A 16,620-nucleotide genomic window follows, 5' to 3' on the forward strand; every position below is an offset into this window, starting at 1 on the left:
TCTCCTTGTAATATTTAATTTTTATTTTTAACTTTTTTGACAACATCTATAATAGATCCATCTCTGTATTCAACTACCGCAACTACATCATCTTCATATTCTATTTTATTAGGTTTTCCTGTGATTTGTTCACCACGTTTTATAAGATAATCCATATTTACTATAGGTAAGTCTGTATTTTGTAATTGCTTTAATAAATCTTCCCTATTTGGATTTACTGCTACACCATAGTCAGTTACTATAACATCCACTGTTTCACCTGGCGTTGTAATTGAGGTACAACTTTCACGAACTGTAGCTATTCTTCCTCTTATAAGTGGTGCAACTATAATTGTGCAATGAGATCCTGCTGCTGTATCCGGATGTCCACCTGGAGCTCCTTGTATAGTTCCATCTGATCCTACAACTACATTAACATTAAAGTCACGGTCTACTTCCAATGCTCCAAGAACTACATAGTCAAGTTTATTTACATATGCTCCTTTATTAAGTGGATTAGCATATTCACTAGAATCTATCTCAAAGTGATTAGGATCAGTATAAACACTCTCTACACTTGGTACATCAAAGGCTTGATCATCTGCAAGATATCTTACATATCCTTCTTTTAAGAGATTTACAATAGGCTCTGTAATACCTCCCATAGCCCATCCCATTTTGATACCTGTATGCTCTAAATAAGATTTTATCTTTACAGCTACTGCAAGACTTGCCCCACCTGCACCTGTTTGGAAGGAAAATCCATCTTTAAACCACTCAGTGTTTGCAATTACTTTAGCACAATATTCTGCCATTTTTAGCTCACGCGGGTCTTTTGTCATTCTTATAGCACCTGAGGCTATTTTAGAAGGATCTCCAATCTTGCCTACATTTACCACATAATCAACATCAACAGAGCTTATTGGATGGGGATAATTTGGGAACGGAACTAGAGTATCTGTTATAACTACAACTTTATCAGCAAATTTAGCATCAGCTCCTGCATAGGAAAGAACGCCACAATTAGCCTTACCATTGATACCACTAGCATTGCCGTATTCATCTGAAGAACTCGCAGCAATAAAAGCAACATCTATCTTTACCTTTCCAGATTCAATAGCTCCAACTCTACCACCATGACTTCTAATATATGCTGGATTTTTAAGCTTTCCTTCTGATATAGCTTCCCCAATTTCATCGCGTACACCTGATGAAGAAATACCTGTTATAGTTCCGTCTTCTATCATTGGTACAAAGTTAGCATGAGCTTTACCAAGGGATGATGCGCATATAAATAAATCTTTGATTCCTAGTTCATGGATAGCTTCCATAACCATAGCTGCTACAAAGTCACCATTTCTAAAGTGATGATGGAAAGAAATTGTATCTCCATCCTTTAGACCAGTTTTCTTGATGGATTCTTTTATATTTTCAAGTAATTTGTTTTCACTTGGTTTTATATTAGTTTTTATAGTAGGAGTCTCTTTTACAAGATCTTTACCATCATTAGCATAGGCTCCCTTAAAGACTTCACTACCATCTTCTAGTAAGTAATCTGGAATTTCTCTATTTACTGCGTTTTTCATATCAAATCCCCCTCATATATTCCTGCGGCTTTTGCCATACTTAAAGTTCTATAAGCTCCTTCTACGTGGGCATTATCAACCATCTTTCCATTTACAACCACTACACCAATACCAGCCTCTTTAGCTTCATTTACAGCAACTATAACACGTTCAGCATTTGATATTTCATTATCATTTGGTGTAAATACTTGGTGGACTGTATCAATTTGTTTTGGAGAAATAATTGATTTTCCATCAAACCCCATATTTTTTATTAACTCTGTATCGTGTCTTAAACTTTCTTCATCATCTAGATCTGTATATACTGTGTCAAAACACATAACTCCGGCCGCACGAGCTGATAAAACCATTTGAGATCTTGCTAAGAAGTACTCCTCACCTGTCTTTGTAGTCTTTGCATGCATAGTTCGAGCAAAATCTCCACCTGAAAGTGCCACACCCATAAGTCTATCGCTTGATGTGCATATTTCATAGCAATTTATAATTGAAAGCGGTGTTTCTAAAGCTGCCATAAGCATAGTTATACCTATATCTTTACAAAATTCTTTCTCAGCTTCTTCTACTAATTTCTCAACTTCAACTACCTGATCACGACTCTCGCACATAGGAATTCTTATACCATCGCATCCACCTGCTACAGCAGCTCTGATATCTTCTTTATAATATGGACTATCAGTAGCATTTATTCTAACCCAAATTTCAGTTTCTCCATAGTCTATATATTTTAAGGTATTGTAAAGTTGAATACGCGCGGAATCTTTTTCATTAGGGCTTACTGCATCTTCAAGATCCAAAATCACACAATCAGGACCATAGATGTATGGATCTTTTACAAGAGATGCTCTTTGAGCATTTAAAAACATCATGGTACGTCTTATTTCTCTTTTCATATCTTATCCCCCCATGGTATATTTTCTGTAATATTATTAGATCTTAATATCGCAGTTTCTACTCTAGATCTGATAGTGCAATCTAGTGCACCTCTATCATCTACTAAAATTTCACCTGATTCTATTTCTAAATTATCTAGTATTTCTTTGACTGTTTGTTCTATTTGACTACCAAATTGAGCATAAACACTACTCTTAACTTCTAATTTTAGCTCTTCACTAGGATATACATTAACTTCAGCATCACTAGACTCTAGAGTTCCAGCGCTAGCTTTATTTTCAATCTTCATAATCTCCCCTTTCTATGAAAAATGTTTTCATATTCCTTAATTCTATTTTACAATAAATAAATAATAATAGAACCCTGTATATTGCTTAAATACAATCTAAATGCAAAATATATATATTTAATATAAATTGATTTTCCCAGACTATTAATGTATAATTAAGACATTAAATGACTTTATCAAGAGTCCTTGATAGATTAGGAGAAAATATGGCATTTGCTAACAAATTAAAAGAATTAAGAGAAGCTAACAACATAACCCAAGAACAACTTGCAAAATATTGCGATGTTTCATTAAAGACTATCTCCAGATATGAATCTGGTCAGACTAGGCCAAGATATAGAAAGACCTATGATGCCCTAGCTGATGCTTTGGGTACTACTCACGATTACCTGGTAACTGACGAAGAGGACTTTATCCTCAAAGCTCGTGAGCGCTATGGTAATGCTGGGGGCAAAGATGCTGAAGAAATGGTAGAAGGAGTCATAGGTCTTATGGCTGGAGGGGAAATCCCAGAAGAAGACAAGAAAGCAATCCTTGATGCTATAAGTGAAGCATACTATATAGCTAAAACAGAAAATAGGAAATATAATCCACATAAGGACAAATAATGTCTACTACCTATGATAAAATTTACACTGATGTAAATAACTTAATAAACTTATATAAAACTCGCGATCCTCGTGAAATCCTTGAAGGACGTGGAGTGTTTCTTATTCCCTTTCAAAACCCTACTAAAGTTTTGGGAATGTATAAGATCATTAAGAGAAATCGTTTTGTCTTTTATAATCCCTATGTTGATGATAGGATAATAAATATGGTCTTCGCACATGAGCTTGGCCATGATTTATACCATAGAACCGAAGCAAAACAAGGCGCAGCAGAATACGAGCTTTTTGATATAAGAAGTGAAATGGAAATTGAAGCGAATATTTTTGCAGCCCATCTATTGCTTGATGAAAAAAAACTTATGGAGGATGTAAAAGAAGGTTATAGTTACAATCAACTGGCCAGCCTTTATGATGTAAATGTCAATCTTATGATTTTTAAGCTAAATGAAATGCATAGGATGGGTATGCCTATTGTAAAAAACGAAACTGATTCTAAATTTTTTACAAAAATTGATGGTAGTAGTGAAAATTTAGGTAATTATTTATGATAGATAGGCCAACAGACTTAGCACATGAACTAATAAAGCGTGAAAAAGATATAAAAATCGCAGTAGACATGACTGCTGGAAATGGATATGATAGCAAGTTCATTCTAGATGAATTAGATCCAGACAAACTCTTTGCTTTTGATATACAAGAAAGAGCTAAAAAAGCAACCTATGATCTATTAGGTCAAAAAGATAATTTTGAATTTATTTTAGATAGTCATGCTAATATTGATAAGTATATAAAAGATGACCTAGATTTAGTAATCTATAATTTAGGATATCTTCCAAAAGGCGATAAAAATATTACGACTAAAGCAGATAGCACTATAAAAAGCTTAGAAAAAGTTTTAATACTTTTAAAAAAGAATGGTAAAGTTGTAATGACTATTTACCCAGGCCATAAAGAGGGCTTTATAGAGTCAAAAAGATTAGATGATTTCCTAGGAGCTCTATCTTATAAAGAATTTACAGTTTTAAAAATGGACTATATAAATAAAGTAAACAATCCACCTTATTGTGTTGTTATTGCTAAAAATTGAGCTTTTCTTCTTATAATAAATATTAATAAAAATAGATCTACTTTTATTTAGCAGATCTCATACTTACTGTTGACAAAATATAAAATTCGACCACCCGACCCAACGTAGTGAGTAGATATGGGCTGTAGCTTAATTTAAATTTTAAATTATTAATAAATTATAAAATCGACTTTGTCTACATTCTAAGATTTACTTTTGCTTAGCAGATCTATTTTTACATTCTTTTTTTATTCATAAGTTCCTTTTACCAACATATTTTTATCTTTCATCATAAATTTGCCATTTGATATTACTGTATCCAAATCCAAATTTTCATCTAATAATAGTAGATTAGCTATGTATCCTTTTTTCAAATATCCAATCTCCTTATCTAACTTTAAAGCCTTTGCTACATTTGATGTAAAAGGTTTGATTGCATCTTCTAATTTCTCTCCCGATTTTACAAGTTCTTTTATAGCTTTTAGTCCTGTATTTACTGGACTATATCCAATTTCTATCAAGTTTCCTTTATCATCATAGTTTGACCAGGATCCAAATCCATCTGAAGAAAAAGTAATTTTATCAAGAACGTTACTTTCTTTTGCCTTTTTATAGGATTTAATATCAGTCAAGTCTTTACTCATAGAAGTTGTTAAGTCTATATATCCCCCATTTGTAGCAAACTTTATAGCCTCTCCATAGAGTTCTTTATTCCTATTAACATGAGTAGGTCTAAATGTTGTTATTGGAAGATTAGAATATTTAAGGGCATCATTTATTTGCTCAAAATAAAATTTACCATCACCCATATGGATAGTTACATGCCCGCTTTTACCAGAAATCATACCAGCGATCCTAGCTTCTGAGCCTATCCTTTGAAGCTCTTTGTAAGAAAGAGAAGAATCTCGATGATCATTTATAGCAATCTTTACTCCAATTAACTGATTTATAAAAATAATATCCTTTTTTATAGATCCTGTTATAGTAGGACTTGGATAAGCATATGATCCTGTCAGTGAATATGTTTTTATTCCTTCATTTGTAAGAGCTATAGATTTTGCTACAAGATTTTCTACACTTCTTGTTTCTGAATCCGTACCCAAAAGCCCAACTGCCGTAGTAATACCAGCCTCTACTAATTTTGAAAGACCAATTTCTGGTACTCTTGTATGAAATCCACCTTCTCCGCCACCACCTGTAATATGAATATGCTGGTCTATAAGTCCTGGAATCACAGTTTTACCGCATGCATCAAATACTTCATCAACTTTATATGGTGACTTTCCAGAAAAAATATCGACTATTCTATCATTTCCAATAAGGATTCTATCCTTATTTTTTTTACCAAGTATTTTCGCATTTGTAATTAAAATCATAGTTTCTCACTCTCTTTTGTCAAAAATTTTTCTTTTTCTTCTTCACTTATTTTTGTGATACCTATACCCGTAATTGCCCAAATTATAGCAAATATGATTCCTGTATAATTTAAAACTGCCCAAGGAAGGTAAGTCAATGTTTCAACTCCCAAGGTTGCAGCCATATAAGCTCCTGCTGCTGACCAAGGAATCAGCGGAACCAAAACCGTACCAGAATCTTCTAAAGTCCTAGATAAATTTTTAGGATGCAAATTTCTCTCAAGATAAACTTTTTTAAATAATTCGCCAGGTATTAAAATTGAAAGATAAGAATTTCCCGTTACAAAGGCAACTGTAAAGCAAGATACTATAGTTGATATAACAACTCCAAATGTACTCTTCACCCTGCTTAAAATTGCGTCCAATACTACATCAAGCATACCTGAAACTGACATAATACCTGCAAAACCCATAGAGCAAAATACTAAAATTGTAGTAGTTGTCATCGAGACAGCTCCGCCTCTATTTATAAGGGTTGCTATATCTTCAATTATTTTTCCATTAAATCCAGTCATTCCAATATCAAAACCATTTATCATAGAAGCAAAGCCATCTTTTAAGGAAAATCCTTGGATAAAAATTCCAATGACAACTGAGATTAAAGAATTTACTACCATAGTAGGTAAAGTTGGAAATTTTAAGATTGAACCTGCAAGCATAATTATTACTGGAAGAAGTAAAATAATATTCCAATTATAAATTCCTGATAGTTGACTTTGTATTATATTTACAGAATCTGCGCTTGCAAGACTTGTCTTTGATGATAGACCTGCAATTAGATAAACTATAATGGATACAATAGCTGCAGGGACAGTTGTATATAGCATATGTTTTATATGATCGTAAAGCTCACTTCCAGCCGCAAGTGGAGCTAAATTCGTTGTATCAGAAAATGGTGATAGCTTATCTCCAAAATATGAACCAGCTACAACTGCTCCTGCTGTAATTGCTAAATTCATATTAAGTCCTTGAGCAATACCCATTATTGCAACACCAATTGTTCCAGCTGATCCCCAAGATGTTCCTGTAACCGTCGATAAAACAGCAGTGATTAAAAACGCAGTTACATATAGAAATCTTGGGCTAATAATTTGAACGCCATAATAAATTATCATAGGTACAGTACCGCAAAACATCCAAGAACCTATCAAAAGTCCAACCGACCATAAAATAAGAGTAGCTGGTAGAGCACTTGATATCTTTTCTATTATTCCTCTTTGCAATTCTTCCCAAGTATATCCTAATGTTTTAGCAATCATGCTTGTAATAATCGTACATATTAAAATTATAGGTTCTGCCCTTAGTTTCAAAAATCCTACTCCTATAGTAAGCAAAACAATCATAATAACTAATGGTGAAATAGCTTGCAAAGTGCTAGGTTTAGTTTTTTCTTTTGTATCTATCATATTATTCCCCCACGAAATTTTATTTCGATAATTATATAATATACTTTGTTAAAAAGTCAAGAAATATATGCTATTACAAAGTACTAATATAGAATATATAAATAGATTTTATAAAAAAAGACGAGGAATTTATTTTCCTCATCTTAGAACGTAGACAAAATCAATTTTTAAATTTATTAATAATTTAAATTTTAAATTAAGCTACAGTCCATCTCGACTAGATGAAAGTACCTTGATTTGCTACATTCATCCCTAAAACTAGTGCGAAAGCACAGAAAAGTTTGCCTGGCAAACGAGTTTTAGTGTGAGTGAAAAGAACACATGGATAGATCTCCTGAGATTTCTCCGCTCACTACATTCGGTCGAAATGGGTAAATTTATATTTTATCAACAGTCTGAGATGAGAGATTTATTTTCCCCATCTATATACCTTAATATCATATTTTGTATCTTATTTATTTAATAAGTCACGTCTTAAGTCTAGATTTTCTAAATAACTTGTTATTGTCGGATAGTCTTTCTTAGCCTTATTAGCATCAACTCTTACGCTTGCCTTATCTAGTGGATCTAGAGTTACAGTTGCAACTTTTTTGAAGTCCTTATATAGCTTTTGTGAGAATCCATCTACTACAATATCAAAGTTTGGACTTATTTCTTCTTTGTCTTCAATACTTTCCAAAACCTTATTGTTAGAAGCTTCTATACTTTCTAAGTCATTAATAATGGCTACTATTTGCTTTTTTTCTTCTGGATTGTCAATTATCTTACCTGTTTCAATAGATAGGTTAATTTGTCTTGCTATTTCATCGGTCTTTGCTGTACTTTCTCCAAGTCCTGTTAGGATTTTATAGGTATCATCATCTATATTGTGACTTAGAGTCATTACCGATTTAACAGCAGACTTACCATAGACATTAGAAAGTTCTTCTTGAACTAATTTGTTAGATTCTTGGATTTTCTCGGTAAGTGTTTTGATATACTCTACACCATCATTTTCTATATCTGATGTATCTTCTTTACTTACTCCATCTCGCATTGCTTCTTCGTAATCAATCATCTTAATCATTTCTTTTATTTTTGTAGTAACATTATCAAGTTCTTTTGTTATTTTTGGAACATCATAAGCGTTTTGATTAGAGTTATCATCATCTAAAATAACATCAGATTTATCACCATTCTCATTACTTGATCTATTGACTTCATCTAAAGAATTGCTAAGATTTTGATTTGTAGTTTCTAATTTCTTTGATAATTCTAAAGCTTTCTTATCATCTGATTGAACATCTTTTTTACTAGTTTCATTCTCTTTATCTATATCAGTGATAGTTTCTTTGATTTGCTTAGCATTATTATCTAAATTTCCACTTAATTCTTTTATTTCTTCATTAGATTTTTGATCTTGCTCTTGGATTTCTCCTTTACTAACTCTTACACCATTGATATCCCAAGCTGAATCCTTATTTGGATCAACTGTAGAATTAATTGTAAGTTTTACCAAGGTATTATCTGGTATTACTAGTCCATTGAAATCCTCTACATTAATTTCACTTACTTGACCTGCTGGCTCATAACCATTTTTTGTAAGTTGATATCCTTGAAGCTTAAGACTAGATGGCTCAAAACTTTGATTTTCACTAGGCTCTAGTGGATAAGCAAGTTTTATATCTTTATCAGTGGTATTTGTTAGATAATCTGTCCACTCTATTTGATTATTTCCCACAAACTTACCAGAAAGAATAGATGCAACACCATCAAGGTCTTTATCTAATAGAGCTTTATTGCCCTTAGAATCTTCTATAAGTTCGGAAAATACTTTCTTTACTTCCTTGATACTCTCGTCTTCACTTACTAAGGCTAAATCAAATGAGTAAGTAGTAGTTGAATCTTCCTTAATATCAGCTTCTAAAGTTATAGTATTTTGATCTGTATTTGATAAGTCAAGTTCAATCTTTTGCATAGAAGTTAATTGATCAAAAGTTAACTTAGCATTGCTATTAACTACATTTAGATTCTTAAGATTAGAGTTATCTGGCAAATAGATGTAGGCTCTTAGATTAGATTGGCTCTCTATTTTAGGTATATTGAAAGTGTAAGATGCTTTTTTACCGTCATTTGATAGATTGTTAGAAACTAGATCTATATAAGATTTTTCACTTTTTTCCACTTGATCATTTTGATCTTCACTAATATTTTGCTCGACTTCTTGGCTATTTTCTAATGTTTCACTTGCAAAAGAATTTATTGGTACAAATAAGGCTAAAGCCAGGGCAAATGAGCTATAAGTTTTTATTTTTGTGTTTTTTGTATTTTTCATGAATCCTCCAAATTTATAACATTTTACTCAAATCAAGTTATTTTTCAAAAATTTAAGCCTTTATATAAATATAACTAAAATTATTCTCCTCTAGTTTTAGGAGTGAGTGTATTTTTAAGTTCATCTCTTAAATTATTTTGTATATCCATAAGTTCTTTTTCTGCAAGCTTGCGTTGATTAGTAGCATCTTCTTGAATTTGCATAGATTCATGGATAGTATCTATTAGATTTTGATTAACTTCTTTTAGTGTGTCAACATCTATAGTTGATCTTTGAGCTTCTTTTTGAATTTCAACTGTAGAGTTTTTAAGATTTTCTGAATTGCGTTTTAAAAGTTCATTTGTAGTATCGGAAACTTGTTTTTGCATATCTACTATCTCTTGTTGACGGTTTAATCCTAGAGCTATTATAACTTGTGACTTCCAGAGTGGGATAGTGTTATTTATAGAATCTGTAATCTTATCTACAAGTAATTGGTCATTGTTTTGTATGAGTTTTATTTGTGGTGCAGTTTGGAGAGCTACTGCTTTACTAGTCTTTAGGTCAAATATCCTCTTTTCAAATCTATTTACATTTTCTTCAAAATCTCTAACCACTTGCATAGCCATAGGCTCATCTGAAGCTTCAGCTTCTTTGTATAAGGCAGGGAGCGTTTCATTTCTCATCTCTTCTATAGATTCTTCACCTGCTATTATGTATCTTTCAAGTTCTTTAAAATAATCTATATTTTCTTCGTAAAGCTTATCAAATACACCTATATCTTTTAAAATCTCCATGCGAGCAGTTTCTAGTTTGGCAGAAATCTTATCTATCTGTACTTCCATATTTTGAAAGCGAGTCATATATTTTTCAATTTGATTTTTAGATCCACCAAAAATCCTATCTATAAGCGATTTTTCACCCATAGTTTGTATATCAACATCATTTACTTTAACAAGCAAATCGCTCATCAACTCCCCTACTTCTCCAGCATCCTTACTTCTTACTTCTGAGAGAATAGTTTCTGAAAATTGGGCAATTGATTTTTGAGCATTGGTTCCATAAACTGATGACATTTGTGAATTTCTAAGGTCTATCTGATTTTTAATCTCATCTATTTTAGATCTATCTTCTGGACTGATCTTTTCTACTCTTTTTTCTGTAAGTTTTGCGATTTCCTTTTTATCTAAGCTTATATCATTAACCTTGCCACTATCTTTCATAAGATTATCTAGTGAATAATCTGCCATAATATCTCCTTATTTTATAGCTTCCATGAGTTCTAACATTACATCTACACTTGGCATCGGCATTATTTTAGTTACTTGATCTGCCATACCGTTTACATCAAATTCATCAGGATTTTCTGTTCCTGATACTGTTGTTCTAAATCCATGATCTTTCCATGCCAAAGCTTGAATATCTTTATCCATCAAAGCGTTAAGACCTACCTTACCACTCTCTGTTAGTGCAATATAAACATGAGATGACCAGATTGTTGGTTCTGGATACATGATTATGACATCATCTCTAATCTTATCATACATATCAGACTCTTGCTTAGAAAACTCTAATAATTGGGATTCATAACCTGCTATTATAGGATAAGATCCTACCCCTTGGCGGAGAAATTGGTTAAACATATCTATAGATGATGATTGCATATAGCCAAGTTGCCTATAAATATGAACTATATTATCTTTCACTTCATCAATATTTGACTTAGAAACTGGTTTATTTCCATTTAAGGCATTTGCTAAAAGTCCTAGAAACATATTGCCTGAATTGGATTCATTAGGATCTGTGGTGTCAACTAAAATAGGTCCATATAACTGATTTAACCCTATATCCGTCCAAGTTTTTTCCTCAACCATAAGATTTGCAAGTTTTATCATATCCACATAATAAACTCCATCTCGATTATCTACTACGCCTTCTTTTTCTAGTGCATTTACTACAACTTTTCTTGAATATAGGACTATTGGTGTGTTAAATACTATTTCATTTTGTAAGTCCTTACCTCCATTTTTTCTAAAAAGCTCTAGGGCAAGTTGACTTGATGGCCATAAATAGTCTTTATCACTTGTATCAACATTCGCCATAGCTAAGGAACCTTCTTTACGATAATCCATACTTAGACCATAGGCCTTTTTTACCTTTTTCTTAAATTCATCGTTTTCCACAAAGGGAATTTTTTCTCCTCCTATATATCCATTTATAGATACTTGGTCAGGAGTTTGCTTTTGGTAAAACATATAGCCGCCAGCGCCTACTATTACCAACAATAATACAATTAATCCCCGCTTTTTTTCTTTCATTTAATATCTCCCCCTAGTTTCATAGTTTGTTCAAGAAGATCTGTTTCTACCTCAAGTTGAGTTATTTTATCCTTATAATAAGAATCTCTTTGTCTTTTAAATATTTCATTGAGTAAGTCTAAGGATCTTGACGTTTTTTCCTTGATTTCTTTAAACTTATCCTCACTTACATTTGCCTTATCAAGGTTACTGTAGTTTTTGACTATTTCTTCAGCTGTTTTCATATAGTAATCCAGAAAATACCTAGATTTGGATATCTGTCTAGGATTATTTTCTAAATATGATTTGATATCTTTGGATGTTCTGCTTAACTCTATAACTTTTGTTTTTATACTCTTATCTTTTATACTATCAGCTAGGGTTATTAGAAATTCAATTCTTAATTCAAACTCATTAAATATAGCTTGTATCTCTTCTCCATTTTCCAAAGCTTCTACATCAGTATTACCTATCATCATTTTTGGCTTACTTATAAGATAAACACCTGTATAAACACCTATAGCAAGAATAGCTGCTATCCAAAAGCTCCGCTTAAGACCAACAAGCAGGCCAAAAAAAGTTAAAAGTGAGGCTATTAAAGCCTTAATAGTTCTGCTTACTTCTATCATTAGTTATATCCCTTTACATTTTGAAAGGCCTTTATCATATCATTTCTTCCATCAAAAACTCTTGCCTTTGACATTGTCGCTATTTCCTCTAGGTCTTCTTCTTGCGCATCTCCAAACATTATCCCAAAAATCGGTATATCCATGTCTAGATCATCATAAGCTTCTTTAAGATCTTCAAAACTCCATTCACCATTAGGCCTACCATCTGTTAGTACAACTATAGCTGGTGAGTAATCTTTTAAGATATCTTTATTTTCTTCTAATATATCTATAGCTTCTCCTATAGCTTCGTACATATAAGTTGCCGATAGGGTATTATACTGTTTCAAATCGTTATATAGATAAGTAAGCTCATCGCTATTTCCTTCAGCTTGCAATATAGTTATAATTTGTTTAGAAAATGGAAGCACGAAAGTGTAATCTTTGCTAGTTCCTAGTAAAAGATTTTTACTAGCATTTTCTGGAATTAGAACTTGATTCATGGCCTCCATTATTTGATTATAACCATCATTTTCATCCATAGATTCTGAATAATCTAAAACATATATGGTAAATGCAGGCTTTTTAAACTCTGTTTGGTACATATTTAATGCTTCTAAGATAACATCTGCTTTTGGCATCCTTACAGGTGATAAAGTCTTATCTAAATCTATTCCCCATTCTTTTTTGTATACTTCTCTATTTTCTTTTCTAACATTTCCATAGGCAGACCTTTTACCTATAGCTTCGATTTTACTTTGAGCCTTATCACTTAGTAAATATTCTTGTAATTTTTTGAAGGCTTTTTCCTTTTCTCCATCACCCTTATCTACATATGCTAGTGGAGAGTCAGATATTGATAAGCCATCCACTGGGTAAATCATATACAAAGGTTCTTTGCCCTCTTCTTCTAATTTCTTATTTGTGGCAATTATTAGTTGCTCATAGTTTACCATAGCATCATAATCACCCTCTAAAAATAGATCTACCAGCCAATTAGATGAACCTGATGATCTTTCTACACCAGATAATAAGGAAATTATTTGATCTTTAAGATTTTTATCAGCTAAATCTTCGCTAGTAAGGCCATCCTTATCTTTAGCTAGAGCTTGAAGAAATCCTAAATAAGCACTTGCGCCAGAGTTAGACTGAGTAGCTGAAGTCATAGTAAATTTTAGCTTTCCAGCTTTTATAGCATCTATAATTTCACTTGTTTTTACATCACGACCTACAAATCCCAAATCATCAGCAAGAGATTTTTTAATTCCAAATACAACTGGTGTTTGAGAAGTAGTCTCTGTATATTTTAGTATGTGATTGCTATCTCCTAAATTAAGCCATATAGAAGAAGCTGGCCAAACCGCATCATATGTAATATTTGAATCTCCTATAAGTCTCATAATATCTAGTGATCCTTGGTAGTCGATTTGTATATTTTGTTTATTCTCCTTGGCATATTCTTCTATTATAGGCTCTAGTTCTTTATTCTCAGAACCAGATACAATTTTTAAAGCTTCTCCCTTGTTATAAGAAGATGAAAAATTAGAACTATTAGCAACTGGAAGTTCATTATCAACTTGACTGCAAGAACTTAGTAAAAATAATGATAAGATGATGGTAAGTAGCCTCTTCATAAATTTCTCCTTTTATTTTTCTTATTATAATTATACCAAAAAGCTTTTATTTTTAAGCATAACCAGCAATTTGTAATGAATATTTTACAAAAAAGCTTAGGGTTCATTTATATATTAAACATATTCTCTCAAATATAAAAGACGATATATTTATATATTTAATATTAAATATTTTTTAAAAAAGTATTTATGTTTTGTTTATATTTTTTTTAGCAGAGTATTATTTAATTGATAAGAAATTTTAACTTATTACATACTAGTTAAAAATATATCTTATCAAAAGGAGAAAATAATGAAAGTAATAGATAGTTATGATGAGAGAGTTAAATTTGTAAGTAGAACTGCTATGGAAGCTGTATATGCCCTATGCGGTGTAGAAAAGGGAATCCCTGAGGTATACGCGTCAAGATATGATATGAGATACTTGATGAATGCAGTAAGTGCATTAAACGATTATGAAAAACCCCACCTACCAATTCCAAAACTAGCAGCTCATAACTTAGAAAAGAAAATCAAAGATACAGATATAGAAATCTTATTAAAAGAAAACAATCTAATCTAGATTAGCAAAATCCCTAGAATTCTAAACTGACCCTCCTTAAGTTGGTTTGAACCAACTTAAGGAGGGTCACATTATTCTCATTCTAGGGATTTTAATTTATAATCAGATTATTGCTTGGCCCTTATATATCTCATAGGAGAGTATATTGCCCATGTAGTTGACCATAAAAGATCTGCTCCAAAAATTATTTGAACATCTTTATTATTAAGATGCGGATTTAATTGAGCACCTTTTAGACTTATCTCATCTTGATCTATTTTAAATCTTAGAGTTGTTTCATAGCTTAGATTTTCACTTTCATTTAATCCTAACATTTCTATAGTTTTTTTTGTATCTTTTTTATCCACAATCTTGTCAAAAATTTCTTGACTAACATTTGTTACTGGTAGTGAAGAATTAAGGGCAGCAAGTATTTTTTCTCCTTCAAATTCTATATATAGCACTGGTGCATTTTGTTGGTCTTTTGATTTTGATTTTCTAAAATCATCTATTTGAACTTCAAAATCTCCTTTTCTAAGATCTCCTCTAAAACATAATTGCGAAATAATATTCCAGCCTAAAATCATATCTGCAGGGAATTTATTACCTTGTGGGTCTTGCATAAGGTCAAATGAATCATCATTTGCAATTATAACAGGGGCACTACCTATCTCAAGTCCGCCTATCCTCATATCTACACGAGCACGTCTCCAACCTCTTTTTTCATCTATTGGTTTATTATCTATATAGGATACATTTATTTGATCAGCTATAGATTTTTTAATTAAGGTATTTCCCCTAGTATCAAACATAGTAGTTACTACTTTTCCATCTATAGCTGATTCTATAAATATATAATTTAGATACTTTTTATCTGATACTGGTACTTTACTATATTTCATTATTGCTCCTTCTGATTTATTACTTCTATATGGGTAATAGTTTTTTCATTTATATTAAAGATATAATTGGTATTGTTTTCAGCACTAAATACCATCTTTAGTGTCCCATCTTTATTTTTGCCTTCTCTTAAAAGTCGTCTTGGATTTTGATTTTTCTTATCCATTTTCTTTAGCTCATCAATACTTGCTCCTACATAGGCATTCCCTACAGATAAGTCTGAACTATTTTCTGCAACGAGTTTTATTATTTTAGCATCTTCATATGACATTGGCTTATCTGACGTATTTTTAAGATAGAAATCCACCCCATATGAGCTATTCTTATCTTCTATTTTTTCATACATTGGAGAATATATTCTATAGGTCGTTTCTTCACCTGGATCTAGGTTTTGATTATCTCCATCTTTATTTATATTGAAATCACTTGATAAAAGCTCTTCTAAATCTCTAATGCTTAAAGGAAATTTAACTGTTTGGCCAAATATTGCAAACTCTCCTCCAACATAATTTTCATCTCTCATAAAAGATTTAGAAAAAATAGCTACTGATGATAACTTATTATTAGCGAAATATAGCGAAACAAAATTATCATCTGTATAATAGTTTAAAGTTCTATCGTTTTCAGTAGCTGCTTGCTCAGTATTTAAGTCCTTAAGAGCCTTACTAGCTTCTTCGTAGGAAGTTCCCCAAGCTAAGTCATGTATGCTAAAATCTTGATTCTTACCATCTTGATTATTTATGTATAACTCAATGATAGTTCCATCTTTGGTATCTATAGGCCCATCTTTTGTATTCTTAAAAGTTGCGCTCACATCTGATCCATCAGCTTTCATATTTACCATTATTTGTTGACTTTTATTTATATTAGGATGATAGTATTCATTTTCGTTTATATAAAATCCATTTTTCTCGAACTCTCCAAAGGATAAGGGCAAGCTATAAGTTTGACCTTTGAGTTTAAAGGAATCATAATCAGTATTTATTTCTATGGGGGCTACAATTTTTTTAGCAGGTTCTAGATCTGCTGACTCCTTATTAGTACAAGATGATAAAAATATACTAGCAAAAATAAATAAAAATTTCTTCATTCCTTTCCTCCCTATGT

Annotated in this window: 16 protein-coding genes; 4 read left to right on the forward strand and 12 right to left on the reverse strand. The window is 31.8% G+C overall.

The features are described 5' to 3' along the window. Positions 1-14: 14 nt before the first annotated feature. Genes citF through citD form a run of 3 tightly spaced genes read right to left on the reverse strand, consistent with a single transcriptional unit; the run spans position 15 to position 2,745 of the window. The gene (gene citF, locus J2Z39_RS00360) at positions 15-1,565 is read right to left on the reverse strand and encodes a citrate lyase subunit alpha (RefSeq protein WP_117519914.1); all 1,551 of its coding nucleotides are present in this window, start codon (positions 1,563-1,565) and stop codon (positions 15-17) included. Next, positions 1,562-2,455 (reverse strand): aldolase/citrate lyase family protein, encoded by an 894-nt coding sequence (locus J2Z39_RS00365; protein WP_117519916.1) that lies wholly within the window; start codon positions 2,453-2,455, stop codon positions 1,562-1,564. The genes citF and J2Z39_RS00365 overlap by 4 nt, the downstream gene beginning before the upstream one ends. Then, on the reverse strand, positions 2,452-2,745 hold the full coding sequence (citD, locus tag J2Z39_RS00370; protein WP_117519918.1) for a citrate lyase acyl carrier protein: 294 nt from the start codon (positions 2,743-2,745) through the stop codon (positions 2,452-2,454). The genes J2Z39_RS00365 and citD overlap by 4 nt, the downstream gene beginning before the upstream one ends. A 206-nt stretch (positions 2,746-2,951) precedes the next feature. Between citD and J2Z39_RS00375 the strand changes: the two genes are divergently transcribed. The 3 genes from J2Z39_RS00375 to mnmM are packed head-to-tail and all read left to right on the forward strand — an operon-like array spanning position 2,952 to position 4,440. After that, a complete protein-coding gene (locus J2Z39_RS00375; protein ID WP_209813172.1) occupies positions 2,952-3,353 on the forward strand; it encodes a helix-turn-helix domain-containing protein in 402 nt (133 codons plus the stop codon). After that, positions 3,353-3,901 (forward strand): ImmA/IrrE family metallo-endopeptidase, encoded by a 549-nt coding sequence (locus tag J2Z39_RS00380; RefSeq protein WP_209813174.1) that lies wholly within the window; start codon positions 3,353-3,355, stop codon positions 3,899-3,901. Before J2Z39_RS00375 ends, J2Z39_RS00380 begins: the two co-directional genes overlap by 1 nt. Then, the gene (mnmM, locus tag J2Z39_RS00385) at positions 3,898-4,440 is read left to right on the forward strand and encodes a tRNA 5-(aminomethyl)-2-thiouridylate-methyltransferase MnmM (protein WP_209813175.1); all 543 of its coding nucleotides are present in this window, start codon (positions 3,898-3,900) and stop codon (positions 4,438-4,440) included. Before J2Z39_RS00380 ends, mnmM begins: the two co-directional genes overlap by 4 nt. Before the next feature lie 227 nt (positions 4,441-4,667). On the opposite strand, the gene iadA is transcribed toward mnmM, so the two are convergent. From iadA to J2Z39_RS00420, 7 genes are all read right to left on the reverse strand, one after another. Then, complete coding sequence (iadA, locus tag J2Z39_RS00390; protein ID WP_209813177.1) at positions 4,668-5,795, reverse strand: beta-aspartyl-peptidase; 1,128 nt, start codon at positions 5,793-5,795, stop codon at positions 4,668-4,670. After that, the gene (gene nhaC, locus J2Z39_RS00395) at positions 5,792-7,240 is read right to left on the reverse strand and encodes a Na+/H+ antiporter NhaC (RefSeq protein ID WP_209813179.1); all 1,449 of its coding nucleotides are present in this window, start codon (positions 7,238-7,240) and stop codon (positions 5,792-5,794) included. Before nhaC ends, iadA begins: the two co-directional genes overlap by 4 nt. A 451-nt stretch (positions 7,241-7,691) precedes the next feature. Next, the gene (locus J2Z39_RS00400; RefSeq protein WP_209813181.1) at positions 7,692-9,554 is read right to left on the reverse strand and encodes a hypothetical protein; all 1,863 of its coding nucleotides are present in this window, start codon (positions 9,552-9,554) and stop codon (positions 7,692-7,694) included. Positions 9,555-9,634: 80 nt separating this feature from the next. Next, positions 9,635-10,783, reverse strand: coding sequence for a toxic anion resistance protein (locus J2Z39_RS00405; RefSeq protein WP_209813183.1), 1,149 nt, complete (start codon positions 10,781-10,783; stop codon positions 9,635-9,637). 9 nt (positions 10,784-10,792) lie between these two features. Next, a complete protein-coding gene (locus tag J2Z39_RS00410) occupies positions 10,793-11,851 on the reverse strand; it encodes a hypothetical protein (RefSeq protein WP_209813185.1) in 1,059 nt (352 codons plus the stop codon). Next, positions 11,848-12,459, reverse strand: a complete 612-nt coding sequence (locus tag J2Z39_RS00415) for a 5-bromo-4-chloroindolyl phosphate hydrolysis family protein (RefSeq protein ID WP_209813187.1) — start codon at positions 12,457-12,459, stop codon at positions 11,848-11,850. The genes J2Z39_RS00410 and J2Z39_RS00415 overlap by 4 nt, the downstream gene beginning before the upstream one ends. Beyond that, entirely contained in the window at positions 12,459-14,072 is a 1,614-nt protein-coding gene (locus J2Z39_RS00420) for a substrate-binding and vWA domain-containing protein (RefSeq protein ID WP_209813189.1), read from the reverse strand. The genes J2Z39_RS00415 and J2Z39_RS00420 overlap by 1 nt, the downstream gene beginning before the upstream one ends. 292 nt (positions 14,073-14,364) lie before the next feature. Between J2Z39_RS00420 and J2Z39_RS00425 the strand changes: the two genes are divergently transcribed. After that, a complete protein-coding gene (locus J2Z39_RS00425) occupies positions 14,365-14,634 on the forward strand; it encodes a hypothetical protein (RefSeq protein ID WP_245325641.1) in 270 nt (89 codons plus the stop codon). Positions 14,635-14,741: 107 nt separating this feature from the next. On the opposite strand, the gene J2Z39_RS00430 is transcribed toward J2Z39_RS00425, so the two are convergent. Both J2Z39_RS00430 and J2Z39_RS00435 read right to left on the reverse strand, forming a co-directional pair. Further along, positions 14,742-15,515: a pepsin/retropepsin-like aspartic protease family protein gene (locus J2Z39_RS00430; protein ID WP_209813191.1), complete on the reverse strand. Its 774-nt coding sequence runs from the start codon at positions 15,513-15,515 to the stop codon at positions 14,742-14,744. Next, positions 15,515-16,603, reverse strand: coding sequence for a hypothetical protein (locus J2Z39_RS00435; protein WP_209813193.1), 1,089 nt, complete (start codon positions 16,601-16,603; stop codon positions 15,515-15,517). The genes J2Z39_RS00430 and J2Z39_RS00435 overlap by 1 nt, the downstream gene beginning before the upstream one ends. Positions 16,604-16,620: the final 17 nt, after the last annotated feature.

Source organism: Anaerococcus nagyae (assembly GCF_017874535.1).
GTDB classification, from domain to species: Bacteria; Bacillota; Clostridia; order Tissierellales; family Peptoniphilaceae; genus Anaerococcus; species Anaerococcus nagyae.